Below are 20,876 nucleotides of genomic sequence, written 5' to 3'. Positions count from 1 at the left end.
GGCATCTAAGGTCGAGGAGTTTTTCATGAACGCACCTGCAAATGTCTCGTTTCCAGAGGCCCCCATCCGCCACGACTGGACCCGTGATGAAATTATGGCGCTTTTTGCCATGCCTTTCATGGACCTTGTATATGAGGCACAGCGCGTTCACCGGCTCTATCATGACCCGAACAAAGTACAGCTTAGCCAGCTGATCTCGATCAAGACCGGCGGCTGCGCCGAAGATTGTGGCTATTGCTCCCAGTCCGCCAAGCATGCCAAAACAACGGGCCTGACGGCAACCAAGTTGATGGAAGTTGAACGGGTGCTGGCATCGGCAAAAAAAGCCAAGGCAGGCGGCGCGTCGCGCTATTGCATGGGCGCCGCATGGACGAGCCCCAAGGACCGTGACATGGACAGTATCCTCGCCATGGTCGAAGGTGTGAAAGCGATGGGGCTTGAGACCTGCATGACCCTTGGCATGCTGGATGATTGCCAGACAAAACAGCTCAAGGACGCGGGCCTCGACTATTATAACCACAATGTGGATACGTCAGAGGAATACTACAAAAAGATCATCACCACCCGCAGCTATCAGGAGCGTATCGATACCCTCAAGCGCGTGCGAGACGCAGGCATTAATGTCTGCTCCGGCGGGATCGTCGGCATGGGCGAAAAGCCCGAGGACCGCGCGGGCATGCTGATGACGCTGGCCAACCTTGAGGAGCACCCGGACAGTGTGCCGATCAACATGCTGGTGGCTGTGCCAGGCACACCGCTTGAGCATGTGGAGAAGCTGGACCCGTTTGAATTTGTGCGCACCATTGCGGTTGCGCGTATCATGATGCCGAAAGCCGAGGTTCGCTTGTCCGCCGGGCGCCAGGAAATGAGCGAAGAGACGCAGGCGCTGTGTTTCCTCGCCGGTGCCAGCAGTATTTTCTATGGTGAACAGCTTCTCACGACACCGAACCCAGAGAATAACCAGGATATGGCGCTCTTTAACAAGCTGGGCCTGAGCCCGGCTTAACCATGGGTGAGCATCCGCACTGGTACACTGAGGGTGTCAGCCATATCTGGCTGCCCTATACCCAGATGAAAACCGCCACGCCGCCCCTGCCGGTGAAGGCTACGGACGGCGTGCGCATCACGCTTTCTGATGGCCGTGAGCTTATTGACGGCATCTCATCATGGTGGGCGGCGGCGCACGGTTATAACCACCCCCACATTATGCAGGCGATGAAAGCCCAGCTTGAGGTCATGCCGCATGTGATGTTTGGTGGTATGGTCAACGAGCCGGCGCTCAGGTTGTCAAAACGCCTTGCGGACATGTTGCCCGGCGACCTGAACCGCGTATTCATTGCCGAATCCGGCTCGGTCTCCGTTGAAGTGGCGATGAAAATGGCGCTGCAATACTTCTTCAACCGGGGTGAAAAGCGCAGCAAGTTTGTGCACTTCCGTGGCACCTATCACGGTGACACCCTTGGCACCATGGCAGTGTGTGACCCGGAAGAGGGCATGCACGGCCTGTTTGGCGACGTGCTGGCGAAAAACTTGCTGACTGATCTGCCGCGCACGCGACAGGACGCGGAAAAATTTGCGGCTTTCCTGAAAAAGAACGCCGCAGATGTTGCGGCCGTGATTACCGAACCGCTGGTGCAGGGCGCGGGCGGCATGGTGTTCCACCAGGCTGAGACTTTGCGGTGGCTGCGTGAAGCCTGTGATGCAGCCGACGTGCTGTTGATTGTCGACGAGATTTTTACCGGCTTTTATCGCACAGGCACACGGTTTGCCACTGATCAGGCTGGTATCGTGCCGGATATGGTGACGCTGTCGAAGGCTTTGTCGGGCGGCGTGTCGCCATTGTCGGCCTGCGTGGCCCGCGCGGAAATTTTTGAGGCCTTCTATGATGACGACCCGTCAAAGGCACTGATGCACGGCCCGACCTATATGGCTCATGCGCTCGGGTGCGCTGCCGCCAATGCGTCGCTTGATCTGTTTGAGCAAGACGACTATGCCGCCAAGGTTCATGCCATCGAAGGTCAGTTGATGGCCGAGCTGGCACCGTGCGGGTTCGCGGGCAATGTGAAAAGCGTGCGGGTGAAAGGCGCGATTGGCGTGGTGCAGCTCGATGACGCGCGCGAGCTTGAAGCGCTCAAGCCCAAATTTGTCGAGCGCGGCGTCTGGATACGCCCCTTCCGCGACATTGTTTACCTGACGCCACCACTGGTGATTGACAAAGACGACCTGAGCGTACTGACAGGGGCAATTCGCGACGTGCTGGGCGCCTGAGACGGGGCCTTGGTCAGAACCAGCCGCTTCGGCGGAAAAAGAAGGCAAGGACAACCGCAATGGCGCCACACCCGCCGGTAACCACCCAGAAAGCCGTGCCGTCATCGACCCCAGGCATACCACCAACATTGATTCCAAATAGCCCGGTGATGAAACCAAGCGGCAGGAAAATCGCGGCGACGATGGACAGGGTGTACATGTTCCGGTTCAGTCGGTCCGACATGATGGTGACCAGCTCTTCCTGCTGGAACTGAAGGCGGTCGCGGGCCGCGTCAAGGTCTTCCAGATGGCGGGTCAGGTCGTCATGCGCGTTCCTCAGCCGACGGGTATATTTTTCACCCAACCAAGTGGTTGCCAGGTCTTTCAAGAGGCCGACGGCTGCACGCAGTGGATTGAAATAGCGCCGCAGCAGCAGAACTTTATGCCTGAGGTTCGCCAGTTTGGTGCGGTGTTCGGGCTTGCCGCCGTCGATCATCTCCAGCTCAAGTTCGTCAATCTCCTCCATCAGTTCGGAGATGGGGACTGCCATATTTTCAATAATATTCACCGTCAAGCCGACGATGACCTCCGACGAGGAGGCAGGTTGATCCGCAGCCTGCAGTTTTGCTGCCAGTTTGCGCGCCGCAAACACGGACCTTCGCTGAGCGCTGACAACGTGTGACCCGTCACTCCATATGCGCAGCGACACCATGTCCTCCGGGTCTTCTTCCGGGTTCAGGTTGATGCCGCGCAGGATGACGAGATACTCTTTTTCAAATTCTTCTACCCGGGGGCGCGTGTCTTCCGCGCACAGCGCGTCGACCATGGCGTCGTCGATATAGGGTGCAGCTTTTTTCAGTTCCGCCCGGGCGTTGGGCTGGGAAACATTAAAGTGCAGCCAGATGGGTTCGTCGATCCGGCCTTCCTCCACGACGGCATGCCTGCCGGTGTCAACACCGTCCCGAAGATAAACCGCATGAATCAGCGCCTTGTCACTCACGCCTTATCTCCCTTACCGCTGCAATCATCCGCCGGTTTCAGCTGAAGGTTTTCGGGTATAGACTTCAGGTGCAGATCCCGTTGCGGGAACGGAATTTCAATGTGGTTTTCAGCGAACTTGCGCCAGATGGCAAACTGCACATCGCTTTTGGGGCCACGGCGACCTTCGGTTACGTCGCTGACCCAGAAGTGCAGCGTGAAATCGATGGAACTGTCACCGAACCCGTCCAGGTAACAAACTGGCTCGGGAAATTCGATACAGCGTTCGTGTTCCCTGGCCGCCTGCAGCAGCAGGTCGCGCACCAGATCAAGGTTGGAACCGTAGGCAACACCGATGGTGATTTCCACACGCCCGTGTTTGTTGGTGAGCGTCCAGTTGATCACGCGGGCGGTGATGAAATCCTCATTTGGTACCATCACTTCCTTGCCGTCAAAGGTCTCAACAAGGCTGTAGCGCGCGCCGGTGTGGCGCACAAAACCCTGGGTGCCGTCCGATAGCTCGATCAGGTCGTCTACCTCGACCGATTTTTCAGCAAGCAGGATGATACCGCTGATGAAGTTGGAAGTAATTTTCTGAAGGCCAAAACCAATACCGATACCCACGGCGCCGCCCAGCACAGTCAGGGCCTTCAGGTCGATGCCGATCATATCAAGGGCAGCGACAAAGAAGATGAAATAGATAATCAGCGTTGCGGCTTTTGCAAGCAGCTCCCGATTGCTGACCCGCATGCGGCTGAAGCCCGCGATGCGTTTCTCAATCTGGGCTGAGACCAGTGACGAGATCCAGAAAAAGCCGGTAACAATCAGCAAGCCCTTGAGTACTGTATACGGCGATATAGTATATTCCAGAAATTCAAGCGTCAGGCGTTCATCGCTCAGGAAGTTACGGATGGGGAGCAGATGCCCCTCATATCCCGCCCATGTCAGAAATATGAGGAAGGAGCCAATGAGCACCTTCGCCAGAATCGACCGCGGATGAAAAAACTCGGACGTGACTGACATGGCTGGTAACTGTCTCCCGCACCTGATGAAGCCTGAACACCCTGTTACCGCATATTGTTGCGGAAATGAAAGGCTAAGTCATTGCTTTTTTAGCGGGTGCGGCACCAGTTATACTTTCAGTATGATACCCTTGCGCTTCATGATCGCCACTGGCAACCAGGAAGCCAGTACAACGATCATCACCGGCACCAGCATCGCAAACTCCGCAGGCAGGGTGGCTGCCAGGCTGTCCTGCAGGCTTTCAGTGATGCCGTTCAGCAGCAGCGGCCCCATCAGATAAGTGTGGACGACATAAGCCGTTATGGCGTTGATGCCGAAGGCCTGTGCAAAGCTCGTCAGCGGTCCGCGCCAGCCTTTGACGTCAAGGCACCAGATAAGCGCGGTGAACACGAGTAGCGCCAGGCCGCTTGTCGCCAGCACAAAGGTGGACGACCATGTGGCCTTGACGATGGGGTGGAAGGGGGCAAGGCCAAAACCGAGTAGGGTGAGGAACAGGCCCACCGCACACATTTGGCACAGTGTGCGACCAGTGCAGCCTTTTGCGCGAATGAGGCTGCCGGTAAGGGCGCCCATCAGCGCCTGCGCGATGCTGGGCAAGGTGCCCAAAAGGCCCTCGGGTTCAAAAGGTATTTCAGCATTGCGGGCATAGACATGGCTACCAAGGATGAAACGATCAAACCAGCTGGAATAGTTCTGCCCGGGGGCAAGAAGGTCAACGGGGGCATCGGGGATTGGGATCATTTGCAGGAAATGATAGCCGACAAGGATGACAAGAATGACGGCGATTTGTGCACGCCAGCCATAGCCGATGAAGAAGATCGCGGCACCGAGGAAGGTCAGGCCGATACGTTGCAGTACGCCAAGAAGCCGGATTGGTTCGCTCCAGTCCGCGAACGAAAGTGTGAGCGCGAGGCCGATGAGGAACAACAGGGCAGCGCGCTTGAACAGTTTGGCAACGAGGCTGCGGGTCGACCCGCCATCGTCACTTTTGACATGACCAAGCGCGAACGGCAGCGACACGCCAACCATGAAAATAAAGAAAGGGAAAACCAGATCGGCAACGGTCAGGCCCGCCCATGGGGCATGAAGGAAAATGCCGTATGCAGGTATGGTTGTGCCATAGTGAAACACGGCAACGCTGTTCACGAAAATCATGCCGATCACGGCAAGCCCGCGAAAGACATCCAGTGACAAAAGCCGCTGTTTCCCCATTTGTTTATTCTCCCCCTGAATGACAACGTTAGAAAAAATAGCCTTATGGGGTGGATTTGCAACATTTTCATCGGGGCCGGACCGGGCACAAATAAAAAAGCCCGACCACAGGGCCGGGCTTTCTGATTGTTTTACAGGGCTCGTTATCTATTCGCGATTGCCAAGGAACTGCAGCAGGAACATGAACAGGTTCACGAAATCCAGATACAGGCGTACAGCACCCATGATTGCGCCTTTGGCAACAGCTTGCCCTGTCGCCATCATGTAATAGCTTTCCTTGATGCGCTGTGTGTCGTAGGCGGTAAGGCCTGCAAAGATCAACACACCGGCAACCGAAATGATGAACTGCATCATGTCAGACGCCAGGAATATATTCACCACGCTTGCGATAATGATGCCGATCAGGCCCATGAACAGGAAGGTGCCCATGCCGGAAAGGCTCTTCTTGGTGGTGTAGCCGTACAGGCTCAGCGCACCAAAAGCCGCCGCGGTAATGAAAAAGGTTCGTGCGATGCTGGGGCCGGTGTAGATGACAAAGATTGATGCCATCGACAAGCCCATTGTCGCCGCGAATGCCCAAAAGATCATCTGCAACGCACCGGCGGACAGTTTGTTAACGCCGAAGCTCATGACCATAATAAAGGCCAGTGGTGCAAGGGCGACAATCCAGCGCAGGCCGCTACCGAAGATCGCGTTCATCATGTCAGGGCTGCTGGCGGTCAACAGGGCAACAATACCCGTCAACAACACGCCGGAGGCCATGTAGTTATAGACCTTTAGCATGTAGGCGCGCAGGCCTTCATCAAATTCCGCAGTTTGCGCACGCGACTGTGCGCCATATTGCGTATTAAAGCGTTGTACCATTTCTGCTCCTCATGAGCTGGTTGTTAGTTGGTACCCAATATGGCGATGATGCCCAACGCTTTCAACTGCAATCGGACATCGTTCACACCGATTTTATTCCATGCGCAGTACCTGGTTCGGTTTTGCAGACAGCGCCCGGAAGCTGGAACCGAGGCCAAAGACCACGGTGATCAGCAGGCTTGCGCTGACGGTGAAGATCATCGGCCATGGCAGGAAACTGAATTCCATCTCCATGACAAACTCGACGACCAGCCATCCTGCGAGCGTGCCGAGCGCAAGGGCAATGATCGCCGTGATCAGGCCAATCAGCGCATATTCCAGCAGATAGGCGCTCAGAATTTGCCGCCGTACCGCGCCGACAACCTTGAGGATGACCGATTCGTAAACCCGCTGCCGGAACCCGGCGGCGATAGCCCCCGCAAGCACAAGGATGCCGGCAATAATGGCGACAGCCGCCGTGGCACGCACGGCAACGCCGATCTGCTCCATCATCGTGTTCACCGACGACAGCACCTCTTTCATGCGTACCGCCGTCACGCTTGGAAACTTGCTGGTAATTGCCCGGTGGGCTGCGGTTTCTGTCTCGCTGCCTGCCTTCAGGGTTGCCATATAGGTGTGCGGCGCGTCTTTCAGTGTGTTGGGATCAAACAGAATGACAAAATTAAAGCCAAAGGTGCCCCAATCAATTTGCCGCAAGCTGCGGATGGTGGCGGTAATCTCCCGTCCCAGTACGGAAACGGTGATGGTGTCGCCGATTTTGAGGCCAAGGCCATCGGCTACTTCTTTGCCCATGCTGACCTCGGGTCGGCCGGAATAGTCAGCAGGCCACCAATCGCCATCAACAATGGTACTGCCTTTGCCAAGCTCTGCCATATAGGTCAGGCCACGGTCACCGCGCAGTACCCATCGTACCTCCGGGTCGACCTCCACTTCATCGGCTTTTACATTATTGAGCCTGATAACCCGGCCGCGCAGGTTTGGTACGGTTACAAGGTCTTCCACCCCATCAATATCAGCGATCGTCGCCTCAAAATCCGGCAGTTGTGCACGTTGGATATCGAGGAAAAAGAAAGCGGGTGCTTCGTCCGGTACCTGTTCCGACAGCCGCGCCTCCAGGTTGCCTTCAATCAGCGCCAGGCTGGCAAATAGGGTCAACCCCAGGCCAAGCGACAGCACAACGGCACCGGTGGCGGCGCCGGGCCGGTGCAGGTTGGCAATCGCCATTCGGCGCATGGCATTTTTTGACCGCGGTACCTTGGCAGCCCCGCGTTCAATCAGCCAGCTGATTCCGCGCAGGATGCCAAGCGTGATGCCCGCGCCCACCATGAAGCCAGCCGCCAGAAAGCGGTTGTCCGACATGCCGACAGCCAGCAGCACAACAACAAGCGCCGCGCCAAATATTGTGGCGGTATAGATGAACCGTGGCCAGCGGTTTTCAGGGGCGACCAGCGCGCGGAAAAGGCGTACGGCAGGCAGGTCACGCGCCTTGCCAAGTGGCCACACGGTAAAGGCGATAGTGATCATCAGGCCATAAAGGGCTGCCAGCCCGAGGGCGAGAGGGTAGACACCGCCATCGGGTTTGACCGGCAGGGTATCAGGCAGGAACATGGCCAGCACACCGGGCAGCAAAGCCCCCACCACCATGCCAATGACAATGGCGACAAGCCCCATGATAACCACTTGAAAGAAATAGGTTTTGAAGATTACGTTGCCGTCTGCGCCCAAGATCTTGAACGTGGCAATGGTACGCGTCTTGCGGTCCATATAACCCTTCACCGCGTTACCAACGCCCACGCCACCAACAACCAGTGCGGAGATACCAACGAGTGTCAGGAACATGCCCATCTGGTCAATGAAACGCCGAAGACCGGGCGCACTGGTGGACCGGTCGCGGACGCGCCAGGTTTCATCAGGGAAAGAGGCCTTAAGGTCCTCGCGCATGGCGGCGATATCAAAGCCGGAATTCAGTTTGATCTTGTAATAGTGGTTGATCAGGCTGCCGGTGGTCACGAGGCCGGTATCGGCCAGCGCCTTGTGGCGGATCATTACCGATGGGCCAAGCTGGAAGCCAAGGTTGGCCTTGTCGGGTTCGGTTTTGATAAAGGCGCGGATGTCTGCCTCCACACCACCAAAGGTCAGGGTATCACCCAGCTCCACGCCCAGCCTGTCGGCAAGAAGCCGGTCGATGGCCGCACCCCAGCGGCCAGCGCGCTGTTCAAACAGGGCGTTGTTGTCCAGCTGCGGCGTCGTCTGGAAATTACCGTACAACGGATAAAGGCCATCCACGGCGCGCAGTTCCACTAGGGTTGAGGTGCCGCCGTCCTTGAAGTGCGCCATGGTGCGCAAGCGTGATGACACCGAAAGCGTGCCTTTGTCCTTGACCCAATCAAGCAGCTCAACGCCGGCTTCGCGCTGGAAAATATTGATCTCCATATCGCCACCAAGGATGGACTGTCCTTCGCGTTCCATGCCTTCGGTGATGGCGCGGGTGAGCGAGCCAACAGCCGCAATTGCGGTCACGCCAAGGATGAGGCAGGCCATGAAAATACGAAATCCCGAGAGGCCGCCACGCAGCTCCCTCAGGGCCAGTTTCAGCGCCACCGGCATGGCGGGGCTGCGGGTAATCATTTGCCGCCCTTCACTTTGCTCGGGGCTTCGTCCTTGATCTGGACCGATCTGGTGTTGCCGGTGTCATCCACAATGTGACCATCCGCCATGGAGATAACGCGGTCACAGCGGTCCGCGAGCGCCGGGTCGTGGGTCACCAGCACAAGGGTGGAACCACGCTGTTCCGACATGTCGAAGATCAGGTCAATAATCGCGCGGCCGGTTTTACCGTCCAGGTTGCCGGTGGGCTCATCTCCGAACAGGATCGCAGGCTCGGGCGCCAGCGCGCGGGCAAGTGCCACCCGCTGCTGCTCACCCCCTGAAAGCTGTGCGGGATAATGCTCCATGCGGTGTGCAAGGCCGACTGATTCAAGCTCATGCGATGCGCGATCGAACGCGTCATTCACACCAGCCAGCTCAAGCGGGACCGCGACGTTTTCAAGCGCGGTCATGGTCGGGATCAGGTGGAAGGCCTGCATCACGATGCCCACGCGGCTCAGCCTGTGGCGCGCAAGGGTGTCTTCGTCCGCACCGTCGAGGACAAGGCCGTCAACGGTAACGCTGCCGCCCGTGGCTTGCTCAAGGCCGGTCATCAGGCTCATAAGCGATGATTTACCACTGCCGGACGGCCCCACAATGCCGACACTTTCACCGGCCATAATGTCAAAACTGATGTGTTTAAGGATGTTGACGGGCCCCGCACCACTCTCAAGTGTCAGGGATACATCCTCAAGCTGGATGATGGCTTTTGCCTCTACCATTGAAATTTGTTTCCTTCGCTGCCAGATATTTTTATCAGGTATTTTTGTCCACATTTTGTGGTTTTATTACGTTTATAGCTAGGAGCTGGACCTATGAAGGTCAATCACCGCCCCCTAAATAAGTTTTTTAGCGTACTTTTTGCTCTTTGCGCAATTTTTGCTGCGAAGGGTACCATCGCGCATGCCGATGAGGGGGATATGCTGGAAATCGTTGCCTTTGGCGATAGTCTGACCGCGGGTTACGGGCTTGCGCCGGGTGAAGGCTTTACCGACCAGCTTCAGGCTTGGCTGGATGACAATATGACCCGCGGTGTGCGGGTTATTAATGCCGGGGTGTCGGGCGACACGTCGTCAGGCGGGCGTGCGCGGTTGGACTGGGGCCTTGCCCCGGTCAAGGACGGTAAGCCCGACCTCGTGATTCTGGAGCTAGGCGCCAACGATGGCTTGCGGGGTATTGACCCGACCATTACCGCTGAAAATATTGACGCCATGGTCAAGGAACTTGCCGAGCGCGAGGTTACGGTACTGATCGCTGGCATGATGGCGCCGCCGAACCTTGGCGGCGAATACGCGCGGGTCTTCAACCCGATTTACAAGGAAGCGGCGGAAAAATACGATATGCCACTTTACCCGTTCTTCCTCGATGGTGTTGCGGCGGACGCATCGCTGAACCAGTCAGATGGTATGCATCCCAACGCGGAGGGCGTCAAAATCGTCGTGGATAAAATCGGCCCGGTGGTGAAAAAGCTGTTAGCCGAATGATGGTGGCACGCCCTGGGCGCCAAACAGAGCCATAAGTCCGAACAGCAGCCATACAGTACATTTTTATCATGTTGCTCAAGCCGTCTGCGGTGAGCATGGGGCGTATCACCCGCCGCTGGCCTGAGATGCAGTGAAATGAGACGGTAATAGCGCATGTGCCCGCAGCTGGTAGAAAATAGCTGTTCCTTGCCTTCTCTTCGAACGATGGCCGACCATAACCGCACGTGCATGTCGCGCTTATGTGCGCAGGTGTCGCAATCGGTTTCTTGCGTTACGGACGCGCGTCATAAATATTTCACGGGACATACATGATTCCCTTTCGGCAAAATATGCGCTACAGTTAGTGGGTCGGGGCACCTCGGCCCCACGATATTGATCGAAGGGAGGTCGACCATGGTACGTTTGTTCGTCGGCCTGGAAATTCCGGAGACTATCAGAGACGCGCTCTCAGAGGTTCGCGGTGGCGTCGAAGGCGCGCACTGGCAACGGGATGACCAGCTCCATCTCACCCTTGCTTTCATTGGCGATGTGCCAAAGAAGGCCCTGCATGAAATTGAAGGAGAACTCTCACGCATATCCGTGAGCCCGTTTGACTTTGCCCTGAAGGGCGTCGGGCTATTTGGTAAACCCAAGCAGCCGAAATGCCTTTGGGCGGGTGTTGAAGACAAGGCGCCGCTGGTGCATCTGCACGAGAAAATCGTCAACGCGCTCGCGCGTGTCGATGTTGAAGTTGAGCGGCGCAAATACAAACCGCACGTCACCCTCGCGCGGTTCAGGCGTGGTGCACAGGCGCGTATCGGGGATTGGTTGCTCCATAGCGAGAACCTCTATACGCCGGCAGAGACCGTGCAGCATTTCACGCTGTTTTCCAGCCAACGCACCAATGAAGGGTCCTACTACACCGTTGAAAGCCGCTTTGGCCGCGCCCTTGAGGCAGAACCGGAAGCCGACGATATCGACCGCGCATATAACATGGGGCGTGAGTTCGGCTGGGTATTGGAACCCGCATTTTAAGCGGGCGACGTGTCATCACTTTGTGACATAAGTTCTTTATCTGGTGGTTTAATGGCGTAAACTAGTCGCCACCTGCCAGATGGGGGAGCCAATGAGCGGTTTTACACGACGCCAGTTTATGCGCAGCGCCAGCCTGATGGGGCTGGCCGCCTTTTCCGCGCCCCTGGTCGCTACCCCTGCGTGGGTTACTGGCAAACCCCGGTTCATCTCGTACCCCTTCACATTGGGGGTTGCGTCTGGTGACCCGCTGGCGACCGGTTTTGTGATCTGGACACGTCTTGCACCAGACCCGCTGGACGTTGGCGCTATTGGCCATGAGCCAATTCCCGTTGCGTATCAGGTGGCGGAAGACGAAGGCTTCAAAAAAATCGTGAAAAAAGGCTCGGCTGTTGCTTATCCTGAGAACGCCCACGCTGTGCATGTGGATGTTGGGGGCCTGGCACCGGGGCGGCCATATTATTACCGCTTCCGCGCGGGTGACGAAGTCAGCCCCACTGGTCGCGCCCGCACGCTGCCTGCCTTCATGACGCCGGTGGACCGGTTCCGTTTTGCATTCTGTTCCTGCCAGAATTACACCGAAGGTTATTTCAAGGCCTACCGCGATATGGTCGCACAGGATGCCGAGTTGATTGTGCATCTGGGGGACTATATTTACGAACGCTCCTACAGCGCGCCGCTGCGCCGCACCCCCGTGGCGGAGGCAAATGACCTGGATAGTTACCGTGCCATGCACGCCGCCTACAAGCTGGACAGTGACCTGCAGGCCGCCCACGCGCATACCAGTTGGCTGTTCACATGGGATGATCATGAGGTCGCGAATGACTATGCTGCTGATCAGGGGCAGTTTTTCGAAGACAGCAAAGAGTTTCTCAAGCGCCGTGCGGCGGCATACAAGGCCTATTACGAGCATTTGCCGCTGAGGCGTGCTGCAGCGCCGATTGGAGCAGACGCCACGATCTTTGGCCGCACCAGTATTGGCAACCTTCTTGAGATCAACATGCTGGATACTCGCCAGTACCGCACTGATCAACCTTGCCAGACACCGGAGGAAGGTGGCTGGCAACTGATTGACGGCAAATGTGCCGACCGCTTTGACCCTGCGCGCACCATTCTTGGTGAGGAGCAGGAAAAATGGTTGTTGGGTGGCATGGGGCGTGCTGGTGCCAAATGGAACGTGATGGCGCAGGGCATGCTGTTTTCCAAACACGACTATAAGCCGGGCGAAGGAGAGTTGATCGGCAGCGAATACTGGGATGGCTACACCGTCTCGCGTGACAGGGTACTGAAGATGTTTGAGGATCGGCAGGTTTCAAACCCGGTGATCATCGGCGGTGATGTACATGCCAATTATGTTTGCGATGTAAAGCAGGATTTTGACAACCCCGAGTCCAAAACCATTGCGTCGGAATTTGTTGCGACGTCCATTACAAGTGGAAACTGGTACTGGCAGCGCAATATGCCTTCAATCCCGGAAAACCCGCATATCAAGCTTTATGAAGGTCGCCACCGGGGATACACGCTCGTGGATGTGAACCGGAGGCGGTGGACCGCCGACCTGCGCACGGTGGGAGACGTGATGGACCCTGAGCTGAAGGCTGAAACCCTGAAGACATTCGTGATTGAGGATGGTGTGCCCGGCCCGCAAGAGACCTAGACGCCAAATCGGTCAAGAACGCTGACAACCTGTCCGACATAGCCACCACCAAACAACCGCACATGTACAAGCAGCGGCCATAACTGATAGATTGCCATGCGTTCTTCGAAAAAGCCGGGGTCGATTGGACGGTGGGCGTGGTACGCGTCAAAAAAGCCGCGGTCAAGCCCGCCCATGAGTGCGATGAAGGCAAGGTCCATCTCGTTGTGTCCGTATGATACGGCGGGATCGATGAAACCCGCTGCGGCGTCACCGTCAATCAGCATATTGCCTGCCCAAAGATCACCATGCAGCAGGCTGGCGGGGGGTGCCGGGGGCAGGATGTCTGCCAGTTTCAACGTCAATGCTTCAAGACGCGCAAACATTGCAGCGTCAAATTTGTCGGTGCGGAGGCAACTGCCTGCCATTGTCATCAGGCGGCGTTCGGTAAAGAAGGTAAGCCAGTCTTCGGTGGCGCGGTTTTGCTGCACAAGGGGGCCGATATAGGTGTCGGCATCGAAGCCATATGGCATTTTCTTGTTGCTGGACGCATTACCATGCAAGGCAGCAACATGGTCTGCCACGCTCCTGGCCGCCTTTTCGCCGTCAGTTACCCCGGCGTGGGGGATGTAGCTGATAACGAGGATTGCCGCGCTCTGGAACAATACCTCAGGGACAGGAAGGGTGGAGTTGCCTTTCAGGTGCCGAAGCATCATGGCCTCCACCGCTGTTGTGTCTGGCTGGTCGGCGCGCGGACGTTTGGCAACAACCCGACGGCCATCTTTCAGCGTCAGAAGGGAAACATCCGCGATATCGCCGCCGCGCATGGGACGTGACCCGACCACCGCAGAGCCGAGCGCTTTTTCAAGCTGTCTGGCAAGCGGGGAGGCCATGGCCTAAAACCGCTCCGTCCTGATTTTTGCGAGCAAGCCGTCAGATGCGTCCATTGCCGCCAGATAGCAGGTGTCAAACTGGTCGCGGTGACCATAGTAAGGGTCCGGCATTTCATCAAGTGGCATGTCTGGTGCATGGCTGAGAAAAAGGCTGATGCGGTCTTTGAACTCGTCCGGGCAGCGTTCCGTCAAGTCACTGTAGTTGTCATGGTCCATGGCGAGGATATAGTCAAACTCTGCGAAATCCTCGTCCTTCACCTTGCGCGAGCGCTGGCCGGTGATGTCGACCCCGCGCTTTTGGGCGGTGGCGATTGCCCTGTCATCGGGCGCGGCGCCCGCGTGGTAGCCAATGGTACCCGCGCTATCGATGCAGAAATTTTCTACCAGCCCGGCTTCTTCCACGGCCCGCCTGAAGGCACCTTCCGCCATAGGGGAACGACAGATATTACCCATACAGACAAAAAGCACTTTCACCATCATAACCGCGTCGCTCCATATTCATGATTTATGTGTTGGCTGTTAAAGTGGTACCTGATTGCGGTGAGAATAAAAAGGGCGGGCTATGCGATATGAAAACATTGTGGTGCTGACGGGCGCTGGCGTGTCGGCGGACTCCGGTGTGCGAACATTCCGCGATAATGGCGGCCTGTGGGAAGAGCACCGAGTTGAGGATGTTGCCACGCCAGAAGCCTTCACGCGCGACCCCGAACTGGTGCAGCGTTTTTACAATCTGCGCCGCGCGCAACTTGCCACAATAGAACCCAACCCCGCACACACTGCCCTGGCACGCCTTCAGGGCGAACACGCAGGGCAGGTGACGATCATCACCCAGAACGTGGATAACCTGCACGAACGTGGCGGCGCCCGTGACGTGCTGCACATGCATGGTGAGCTAGGGAAGGTGCGCTGTGTGCGTTGTGACGCGGTTCACACCTGGGCGGAGGATTGTACTCAGCAGACCGCATGCCCGGGATGTGGCGAAGTTCCAGCGCTGCGGCCGCATATCGTCTGGTTCGGTGAGATGCCATTCTATATGGATGAGATCGCACGGCGCCTGCGCGACTGTGACTTGTTTATCTCTGTTGGCACCAGTGGCAACGTTTATCCGGCCGCAGGCTTTATAGCCGAAGTGAGAAGCGCAGGATACGCGCATACAATAGAGGTGAATCTGGAACCCAGCGCGGGTGTCAGTTACTTTGCCGAATGCCGCCATGGACGGGCGGGCGAGCTTGTGCCAAAACTCGTGCACGAATTGTTGACTGAATAGCAAAATTGAGAAGGGACGAATATCATGAGCACACGACCGACACAGCTTTCCGCGGACGAGCGCGATGCAGCACTGGCGGCCCTTGGCGGTTGGACCTATGACGCGGATGCAAAGGCTATCAACAAGAGCTTTCACTTCGAGGACTTCTCCGAAGCCTGGGGCTTCATGAATCGGGCTGCCCTGTTGGCGGAAAAAATGGACCATCACCCTGAGTGGTTCAATGTCTACAACAAGGTGGAGGTGAAGATGACCACTCACGATGCAGATGGCGTCACCAGCCTTGACCTTGAGATGGCCGCAGCGATGAATTTGTTTGTGGGCGAGGGGGCATAAAATGCGATCGATGTGCGTGCTGACGGCTGCGCTTGTGCTTGCTGTATCCCCCGCCTCTGCCGGGGTGGAAGAACTGATGAAGGAGGACAAGGACATCCTTGGCAACGCTATATCCTATCCGGGCGGAGAAGCGGCTGAGATCACCGGCATCATGATTACCATGCAGCCCGGCGACAGCAACGGCTGGCACAGCCACCCGGTGCCAACATTTGGCTACGTGCTGTCTGGTGAATTGACGGTGGAGTATGAGACAGGCGAGGTGAAGGTGATCGGTGTCGGCGACACGGTTGTCGAGGCACAGCATACACCTCACCAAGGGCATAACCGCGGCAGCGACGAGGTTAAAATTGTGGTGTTTTATGCAGGCGCCGAAGGTGTGCCCAACACAGTGAAGGGCAAGTAAAGTCTACATGTGCAGGTATTTATCGCCAGTGGCCGCATGGGACTTCAAGGTACGGCGGCCGAAATGCATGACCAGCATGATCTTGTCGGGTGTTTTGTGGTCGGACGCCAGTGGAAGATAAAGGATGCCGGTTTCTTTTTCTCCGGCCTTGACGATACCACATAATTCTGTCCAGAAGTTGGGCTTCGCTTCATCTCGGGTCTGGGTTACATGTTCCCAGAAACTACTTCCCGGCCCTTTGCCAGGCACATCAGAGAAGCGGCTGCCGGTATAGTCCCGGTCAAGCTCTTCCGCGACTTCCTGCCCTATCAGGCGATACTCATAGTCCAGCGGATCATCCTTGACATCGATGATGATTATTTTTGATGCGTACCGGCCGATATCTTGCAGCCGCATGTCAGCGCGGGAGGGAAGGTTACCGCCGCGCATGGATAGTTTGGTCCAGTGGCTCAGCATACGTTGCTGGGGTTCGGACATATTCATAGACGCCTCCATTGCCGTATGGCGTTTGCATCTACTCCACGACCCTGAACAAATCTTAACGAGGATTTTACTTTAACACGACCGGTATCCCGAGCAGAGTCTTTTAGGAAAATTTTATAGTCTTTTGACGGACTTAACGGATTTGTGAACATGCCTTGTTGCACCTGCAGTAGCTACTGTTGCAGGTGCAAAATCTTTTACGAAACATCGGATTGGCTGGATCAGGCGTCTTTCAGCCAGTCGTCTATCAGGTCTCGGGCAATCGCGACGAACGGCGGCAGGAAGAAGTCCGGCATCTCGTCCTTCAGCGCCCGGCGCGCCTCGTCTTTTGTAACCCAGCGGGCATCATCAATTTCGGTTTCGTCGATGGTAATCTCTTCCCCGTCCACCCACGCGAAACAGCCGATCATGAGGGTTGACGGCCATGGCCACGGCTGGCTGGCCTTATATTCCACACGCGTTGTCCTGAGGCCCGCTTCCTCTTCCAGTTCGCGGGCTACGGCTTCCTCGATTGTTTCGCCGGGTTCCATAAAGCCGGCGAGTGCCGAATAGAAGCCGGTTGGCAGGTGATGCCCGCGTCCCAGAAGCGCCTTTTCGTCATTTGAGCCTTCAGGGAAAGCCAGCATGATGACCACCGGGTCGGTGCGCGGGAAGTGGCTGGCCTCACACGCCGGGCATTTCCGCTCATACCCTGCTTTCACCAGTTCGGTCTCTTCCCCGCATTTGGCACAAAACCGGTGGCTTTTGTGCCACGATAGCATTGACTTTGCTTGAGCAACAATGCCGAGGGTCGGGTGTGCATGCCCCAGTTTGAGCGCTACCGCGCGCCCCTCGCGAAACTTGGCGGGTGCAAACATGCCGCCAAACTCGTCGTCCGTGCCCTCAAGGCTTGCGGCATAGCGGGGTGCGTCGCCATCAAGGCCAAGAAATATCCTTGTACCAAGCGGCAGGAAACGGCATTTGGAGGCGGTAAGCCATAGAATGTCACCAAAGTCGTCGGTCAAGACCTTGTCGCCAGCGAACAAAACGAATCGGGCGTCGTCGCGGTCGGCCCATTCAGTGAGAATAGTGTTATTGCCGCGCAGGAGGTCGGCCCGGTCCAGTGGATTGCCGGAAAATGCTGTTGTTATATTGCTTGAGGCCACAAAGAGCTCCCTTATTCCATGCGCTATAAGCTAGGGCGGACATATTCCCCTTGCAAGTGCAGCCAAGAATCGCCATATACACCCCCGGGAGAGCCGGCGGACATTCCGCTCGCCAACCCGGTCAGGTCCGAAAGGAAGCAGCCGTAACGAGTTGTGCATGGGTCGTGCAGGCCCTCCCACCCTACCAACATCGTCAGTCCTTTTGCCGCACGCGTACAACCGCTGTGTGACAGATGTGCTGTCGTTGGCATTTGGTGCATTTTCAGCGACCCAGCCTCTTCCCCCACCGGGCCATTCCTGCTAGTCATGATCTTCACCAGTCACGGGGGATAAAACCGCGCATGAGCGACAAGGCACAATCACAAAACTACAGGGTGCTTGCCCGTAAATACCGCCCATCGGATTTCGACAGCCTGATCGGTCAGGGCGCCATGGTGCGCACGCTCTCTAACGCGATCGACAGCGGCCGCCTGGCGCATGCTTTTGTGCTGACAGGCGTCCGGGGTGTGGGCAAAACCACGACGGCGCGCATCATTGCCAAGGCGCTCAATTGCACTGTGCATGATGGGCCATCCATTAGCCCGTGCGGTGCATGTGATAACTGCAAGGCGATTGCGGAAAGCCGCCATGTTGATGTGCTGGAGATGGACGCCGCCTCGCGTACCGGTGTGGACGATATCCGCGAGATTATCGAAAGTGTGCGTTACGCGCCGGTGTCCGCGCGCTACAAGATTTACATCATCGATGAAGTACACATGCTGTCTAAGAACGCCTTCAATGCGCTTCTCAAGACGCTCGAGGAACCGCCCGAACATGTGAAGTTCATCTTCGCCACGACCGAGATCAGGAAACTGCCGGTCACGGTCCTGTCGCGCTGCCAACGCTTTGACCTCAAGCGCGTGGAAGCCGATGTGCTGATTGCCCACCTTGCCAAACTGATTGACCAGGAGGGCTGCAAGGCCGAGGACGGCGCGTTGAAGTTGATCGCCCGGGCCGCCGAAGGCTCGGTCCGGGACAGCCTGTCACTGCTTGACCAGGCCATTGCACATGGTGCAGGCGAAATAACCGAGGGTCAGGTACGTGACATGCTGGGCCTTGCTGACCGTGCGCTGGTGCTGGACCTGTTCGAACAACTGATGAAGGGTGATGTGGCCACGGCACTTGCCACGCTTCGCAGGCAATATGACGCAGGCGCGGACCCGGCGGTGGTGCTGAATGACCTTCTTGAGGTCACCCACTGGCTGACGCGCCTCAAGGTTACGCCTGATACCGGCACCGATACGCTGGTGTCAGAGGCCGAGCGAACGCAAGGTGGCCAAATGGCGGAAAGCCTTGGTATGCCGCATCTTACGCGGGCGTGGCAGATGCTGCTCAAAGGCCTTGGTGAAGTGAAAACCGCCCCCAGCCCTATTGCCGCGGCCGAAATGGTACTGATCCGCCTGTGTTATGCGGCCAACCTGCCCAGCCCCGCCGACCTTGTCAAACAGGTGCAGGCAGGCGGCAGCGGGGGTGCGCCGATGACAGGCCCGGTACCGGCAGGCGGTGGCGGCAACGTGCACGCCATGGCAACTCAGCAGGCACCGCAGGCATCAGGCGGGCAGGGCCCGACGGCATCACACAGCGCGCAGGTCCTGGCCTTCAAGAACGATGATGCGCAAAACGGTGACCATGCGCTTTACCCTATGCCGGTGGATTTTGAAAAGCTTGTCGCGCTTTTTAACGCCGAGAAGGAACCCACCTTGGCCGTGATCCTGAAGGACCATGTGCGACTGGTAAATTATAAGCCTGGGGCTATTACCATCCGCACCCTTCGGCAGATACCGCCTGACTTCATGATGCGGTTAAAATCCTGCCTCAAGCTGTGGACCGGGGTGGAGTGGCAGATCACCATCACACGGGAAGCTGAAGGTGAGGATACCATCCGCACCAAGGAAATTGCGCGTGATAAACAGCGCAAGGACGAAGCACTGGCGGAACCCATTGTGAAAGCGCTTCTGGCGTCTTTCCCGGATGCACAGCTTATTCACGTGCGTGACAGCCGTGCCGAAGATGAAGACCTCGCGCTTGTTGATGATGCGCTTGAAGGTGTGTCCTTCGATGACGATATGGGTGACCCGTCAGAATTTGATTTTTAGGTCTGGAGTGAAATTGATATGAAAAACCTTTCTGAAATGCTGAAAAAAGCGCAGGAAATGCAGTCCAAAATGGGCGATATGCAGGCCGAGCTTGACCATGTAGAGGTGGAAGGTACGGCAGGCGCGGGTATGGTGAAGGTGGTATTGACCGCCAAGGGTGACATGAAGGCGGTGAGCATCGACCCAAGCCTGTTTTCAAGTGAGGAAAAAGATGTGGTGGAAGATCTTATCATCGCAGCCCACGCACAGGCGCGCGTCAAGGCAGCGGACGCCATGCAGGACCGCATGAAGGATCTCACCGGAGGTCTGGACCTGCCGCCCGGCTTCAAGATGCCGTTTTAAGGGGCAATGGAGTTCGATTATCCCTGTTTCGTTTACGTCCTCGGCAGTGTGTCGGGAGAAGTAGCGCGTACCTATGTGGGCTGGACGACAGATGTTGAAAAACGCCTCGCGGCCCATAATGCGGGCACCGGCGCCAAATCCACCCGCGGGCGGATGTGGGTTATCCTCCACACTGAAGAATTTAAAACCCGCGGCGAGGCCATGAGCCGCGAGTGGCACTTGAAACGCGACCGGAAATTCCGCAAAAAGTTGATGGATACCCATTTGGGCACGTCATGATAGCAGGCAGGGTTGGATGAGCGAACAAGCAACAGAAAGCAAACCAGTGGAACTGCGGTCATACCTCGTCGCTTTTACCATCTGGTACATGTGTGCCTTGCTGGCGTTGACCGGGGTCAGCTTCGGCCTGGGCATTGGCTTTGGCCATCTGGGTAACATCGTGATCCTTGTCATTGCCGCCATTATAACCGGCGTGCGCTTCGCGGATGATAACGGGCGGGAGTTTGCCGGCGCGGAGAAGTGGAAGCTGGGGCTTTTTTGCCTGTTGGTGTCGCACCTTTTGTCGACGCTCAATACAGCCCTTGTGACGCTGTTGTTCCTCAGCGAAGAGGAGCGGCAGGGCTTTTGGTCCGCACTTCAAAGCATGCAGCTTGACGCCTGGGCCTTCTCTATCGCGATCGTATCCTTCTTTTACTATGTCGCCATTGTGCTTTTTCTGGGGGTAGGGGCAACCAATCGCCTGAAGAAATTACAGCAAGGGACGGAAGGTTAAGC

The 20,876-nt window shown here is 56.9% G+C and carries 22 protein-coding genes and 1 other RNA gene; 13 read left to right on the top strand and 10 right to left on the bottom strand.

The features are described from left to right. The first annotated feature begins 25 nt into the window (after positions 1-25). Both bioB and OEU85_RS13820 read left to right on the top strand, forming a co-directional pair. Positions 26-1,006 carry a biotin synthase BioB gene (gene bioB / locus OEU85_RS13825; protein WP_317277428.1) on the top strand — a complete coding sequence of 327 codons (981 nt, stop codon included), beginning with the start codon at positions 26-28 and terminating at the stop codon, positions 1,004-1,006. A 2-nt stretch (positions 1,007-1,008) separates the two neighbouring features. Next, positions 1,009-2,268: an adenosylmethionine--8-amino-7-oxononanoate transaminase gene (locus OEU85_RS13820; protein ID WP_262692091.1), complete on the top strand. Its 1,260-nt coding sequence runs from the start codon at positions 1,009-1,011 to the stop codon at positions 2,266-2,268. A gap of 13 nt (positions 2,269-2,281) precedes the next feature. Here the strand turns inward: OEU85_RS13820 and OEU85_RS13815 are convergent, their stop codons facing one another. The 6 genes from OEU85_RS13815 to OEU85_RS13790 all read right to left on the bottom strand — a co-directional run bounded on the left by OEU85_RS13815 (position 2,282) and on the right by OEU85_RS13790 (position 9,692). Further along, positions 2,282-3,247: a zinc transporter ZntB gene (locus OEU85_RS13815; protein WP_262692090.1), complete on the bottom strand. Its 966-nt coding sequence runs from the start codon at positions 3,245-3,247 to the stop codon at positions 2,282-2,284. Then, positions 3,244-4,248, bottom strand: a complete 1,005-nt coding sequence (locus OEU85_RS13810; RefSeq protein WP_262692089.1) for a mechanosensitive ion channel family protein — start codon at positions 4,246-4,248, stop codon at positions 3,244-3,246. Before OEU85_RS13810 ends, OEU85_RS13815 begins: the two co-directional genes overlap by 4 nt. A gap of 108 nt (positions 4,249-4,356) precedes the next feature. After that, positions 4,357-5,460 (bottom strand): acyltransferase family protein, encoded by a 1,104-nt coding sequence (locus OEU85_RS13805; protein WP_262692088.1) that lies wholly within the window; start codon positions 5,458-5,460, stop codon positions 4,357-4,359. A 147-nt stretch (positions 5,461-5,607) separates the two neighbouring features. Next, the gene (locus OEU85_RS13800; protein ID WP_262692087.1) at positions 5,608-6,324 is read right to left on the bottom strand and encodes a Bax inhibitor-1/YccA family protein; all 717 of its coding nucleotides are present in this window, start codon (positions 6,322-6,324) and stop codon (positions 5,608-5,610) included. Positions 6,325-6,417: 93 nt separating this feature from the next. After that, entirely contained in the window at positions 6,418-8,952 is a 2,535-nt protein-coding gene (locus tag OEU85_RS13795) for an ABC transporter permease (protein ID WP_262692086.1), read from the bottom strand. Continuing rightward, positions 8,949-9,692 (bottom strand): ABC transporter ATP-binding protein, encoded by a 744-nt coding sequence (locus OEU85_RS13790; RefSeq protein ID WP_262692085.1) that lies wholly within the window; start codon positions 9,690-9,692, stop codon positions 8,949-8,951. The genes OEU85_RS13795 and OEU85_RS13790 overlap by 4 nt, the downstream gene beginning before the upstream one ends. A 198-nt stretch (positions 9,693-9,890) precedes the next feature. Between OEU85_RS13790 and OEU85_RS13785 the strand changes: the two genes are divergently transcribed. The 3 genes from OEU85_RS13785 to OEU85_RS13775 all read left to right on the top strand — a co-directional run bounded on the left by OEU85_RS13785 (position 9,891) and on the right by OEU85_RS13775 (position 13,122). Next, complete coding sequence (locus OEU85_RS13785; RefSeq protein ID WP_262692084.1) at positions 9,891-10,454, top strand: arylesterase; 564 nt, start codon at positions 9,891-9,893, stop codon at positions 10,452-10,454. Positions 10,455-10,847: 393 nt separating this feature from the next. Next, positions 10,848-11,468, top strand: coding sequence for an RNA 2',3'-cyclic phosphodiesterase (gene thpR, locus OEU85_RS13780; RefSeq protein ID WP_262692083.1), 621 nt, complete (start codon positions 10,848-10,850; stop codon positions 11,466-11,468). Between the two features lie 91 nt (positions 11,469-11,559). After that, entirely contained in the window at positions 11,560-13,122 is a 1,563-nt protein-coding gene (locus OEU85_RS13775; RefSeq protein ID WP_262692082.1) for an alkaline phosphatase D family protein, read from the top strand. Here OEU85_RS13775 and OEU85_RS13770 read toward each other — a convergent pair. Further along, positions 13,119-13,994 carry a fructosamine kinase family protein gene (locus tag OEU85_RS13770; RefSeq protein WP_262692081.1) on the bottom strand — a complete coding sequence of 292 codons (876 nt, stop codon included), beginning with the start codon at positions 13,992-13,994 and terminating at the stop codon, positions 13,119-13,121. The genes OEU85_RS13775 and OEU85_RS13770 overlap by 4 nt on opposite strands. 3 nt (positions 13,995-13,997) lie before the next feature. Continuing rightward, the gene (locus OEU85_RS13765) at positions 13,998-14,474 is read right to left on the bottom strand and encodes a low molecular weight protein-tyrosine-phosphatase (RefSeq protein ID WP_262692080.1); all 477 of its coding nucleotides are present in this window, start codon (positions 14,472-14,474) and stop codon (positions 13,998-14,000) included. 82 nt (positions 14,475-14,556) lie between these two features. On the opposite strand from OEU85_RS13765, the gene OEU85_RS13760 reads away from it, so the two are divergent. From OEU85_RS13760 to OEU85_RS13750, 3 genes are read left to right on the top strand one after another with little or no spacing between them, the layout of a single operon-like run. Then, positions 14,557-15,261, top strand: coding sequence for an NAD-dependent deacylase (locus tag OEU85_RS13760; RefSeq protein WP_262692079.1), 705 nt, complete (start codon positions 14,557-14,559; stop codon positions 15,259-15,261). 24 nt (positions 15,262-15,285) lie between these two features. Beyond that, positions 15,286-15,594: a 4a-hydroxytetrahydrobiopterin dehydratase gene (locus OEU85_RS13755; protein WP_262692078.1), complete on the top strand. Its 309-nt coding sequence runs from the start codon at positions 15,286-15,288 to the stop codon at positions 15,592-15,594. Between the two features lies 1 nt (position 15,595). After that, positions 15,596-15,997 (top strand): cupin domain-containing protein, encoded by a 402-nt coding sequence (locus OEU85_RS13750; protein WP_262692077.1) that lies wholly within the window; start codon positions 15,596-15,598, stop codon positions 15,995-15,997. 3 nt (positions 15,998-16,000) lie between these two features. Here the strand turns inward: OEU85_RS13750 and OEU85_RS13745 are convergent, their stop codons facing one another. Continuing rightward, the gene (locus tag OEU85_RS13745; protein ID WP_262692076.1) at positions 16,001-16,480 is read right to left on the bottom strand and encodes a PAS domain-containing protein; all 480 of its coding nucleotides are present in this window, start codon (positions 16,478-16,480) and stop codon (positions 16,001-16,003) included. 221 nt (positions 16,481-16,701) lie between these two features. Further along, positions 16,702-17,625: an NAD(+) diphosphatase gene (gene nudC, locus OEU85_RS13740; RefSeq protein ID WP_262692075.1), complete on the bottom strand. Its 924-nt coding sequence runs from the start codon at positions 17,623-17,625 to the stop codon at positions 16,702-16,704. Between the two features lie 85 nt (positions 17,626-17,710). Between nudC and ffs the strand changes: the two genes are divergently transcribed. The 5 genes from ffs (at position 17,711) to OEU85_RS13715 (ending at position 20,874) form a co-directional block, all read left to right on the top strand. Beyond that, an RNA gene (ffs, locus tag OEU85_RS13735) (signal recognition particle sRNA small type) lies at positions 17,711-17,807 on the top strand. Positions 17,808-17,858: 51 nt separating this feature from the next. After that, on the top strand, positions 17,859-19,760 hold the full coding sequence (locus tag OEU85_RS13730; RefSeq protein ID WP_262692074.1) for a DNA polymerase III subunit gamma/tau: 1,902 nt from the start codon (positions 17,859-17,861) through the stop codon (positions 19,758-19,760). 18 nt (positions 19,761-19,778) lie between these two features. Next, positions 19,779-20,102 carry a YbaB/EbfC family nucleoid-associated protein gene (locus OEU85_RS13725; RefSeq protein ID WP_262692073.1) on the top strand — a complete coding sequence of 108 codons (324 nt, stop codon included), beginning with the start codon at positions 19,779-19,781 and terminating at the stop codon, positions 20,100-20,102. Positions 20,103-20,108: 6 nt separating this feature from the next. Further along, a complete protein-coding gene (locus OEU85_RS13720) occupies positions 20,109-20,381 on the top strand; it encodes a GIY-YIG nuclease family protein (RefSeq protein ID WP_262692072.1) in 273 nt (90 codons plus the stop codon). Between the two features lie 16 nt (positions 20,382-20,397). Then, positions 20,398-20,874, top strand: a complete 477-nt coding sequence (locus tag OEU85_RS13715; protein WP_262692071.1) for an ABZJ_00895 family protein — start codon at positions 20,398-20,400, stop codon at positions 20,872-20,874. The last annotated feature ends 2 nt before the right edge of the window (positions 20,875-20,876 follow it).

It is taken from the genome of Kordiimonas aestuarii, assembly GCF_025574465.1.
GTDB lineage: Bacteria > Pseudomonadota > Alphaproteobacteria > Sphingomonadales > Kordiimonadaceae > Kordiimonas > Kordiimonas aestuarii.
Note: the sequence above shows the minus strand (reverse complement) of the source record. Positions and strands in the feature narration are given on the sequence as shown.

Excerpts from the sequence above, each read along its gene's own strand:
- bioB (WP_317277428.1), top strand. The coding sequence starts at position 26 with ATGAACGCACCTGCAAATGTCTCGTTTCCAGAGGCCCCCATCCGCCAC.
- OEU85_RS13820 (WP_262692091.1), top strand. The coding sequence starts at position 1,009 with ATGGGTGAGCATCCGCACTGGTACACTGAGGGTGTCAGCCATATCTGG.
- OEU85_RS13810 (WP_262692089.1), bottom strand. The coding sequence starts at position 4,248 with ATGTCAGTCACGTCCGAGTTTTTTCATCCGCGGTCGATTCTGGCGAAG.
- OEU85_RS13805 (WP_262692088.1), bottom strand. The coding sequence starts at position 5,460 with ATGGGGAAACAGCGGCTTTTGTCACTGGATGTCTTTCGCGGGCTTGCC.
- OEU85_RS13800 (WP_262692087.1), bottom strand. The coding sequence starts at position 6,324 with ATGGTACAACGCTTTAATACGCAATATGGCGCACAGTCGCGTGCGCAA.
- OEU85_RS13795 (WP_262692086.1), bottom strand. The coding sequence starts at position 8,952 with ATGATTACCCGCAGCCCCGCCATGCCGGTGGCGCTGAAACTGGCCCTG.
- OEU85_RS13790 (WP_262692085.1), bottom strand. The coding sequence starts at position 9,692 with ATGGTAGAGGCAAAAGCCATCATCCAGCTTGAGGATGTATCCCTGACA.
- OEU85_RS13785 (WP_262692084.1), top strand. The coding sequence starts at position 9,891 with ATGCTGGAAATCGTTGCCTTTGGCGATAGTCTGACCGCGGGTTACGGG.
- thpR (WP_262692083.1), top strand. The coding sequence starts at position 10,848 with ATGGTACGTTTGTTCGTCGGCCTGGAAATTCCGGAGACTATCAGAGAC.
- OEU85_RS13775 (WP_262692082.1), top strand. The coding sequence starts at position 11,560 with ATGAGCGGTTTTACACGACGCCAGTTTATGCGCAGCGCCAGCCTGATG.
- OEU85_RS13770 (WP_262692081.1), bottom strand. The coding sequence starts at position 13,994 with ATGGCCTCCCCGCTTGCCAGACAGCTTGAAAAAGCGCTCGGCTCTGCG.
- OEU85_RS13765 (WP_262692080.1), bottom strand. The coding sequence starts at position 14,474 with ATGATGGTGAAAGTGCTTTTTGTCTGTATGGGTAATATCTGTCGTTCC.
- OEU85_RS13760 (WP_262692079.1), top strand. The coding sequence starts at position 14,557 with ATGCGATATGAAAACATTGTGGTGCTGACGGGCGCTGGCGTGTCGGCG.
- OEU85_RS13755 (WP_262692078.1), top strand. The coding sequence starts at position 15,286 with ATGAGCACACGACCGACACAGCTTTCCGCGGACGAGCGCGATGCAGCA.
- OEU85_RS13750 (WP_262692077.1), top strand. The coding sequence starts at position 15,596 with ATGCGATCGATGTGCGTGCTGACGGCTGCGCTTGTGCTTGCTGTATCC.
- OEU85_RS13745 (WP_262692076.1), bottom strand. The coding sequence starts at position 16,480 with ATGAATATGTCCGAACCCCAGCAACGTATGCTGAGCCACTGGACCAAA.
- OEU85_RS13730 (WP_262692074.1), top strand. The coding sequence starts at position 17,859 with ATGTGCTGTCGTTGGCATTTGGTGCATTTTCAGCGACCCAGCCTCTTC.
- OEU85_RS13725 (WP_262692073.1), top strand. The coding sequence starts at position 19,779 with ATGAAAAACCTTTCTGAAATGCTGAAAAAAGCGCAGGAAATGCAGTCC.
- OEU85_RS13720 (WP_262692072.1), top strand. The coding sequence starts at position 20,109 with ATGGAGTTCGATTATCCCTGTTTCGTTTACGTCCTCGGCAGTGTGTCG.
- OEU85_RS13715 (WP_262692071.1), top strand. The coding sequence starts at position 20,398 with ATGAGCGAACAAGCAACAGAAAGCAAACCAGTGGAACTGCGGTCATAC.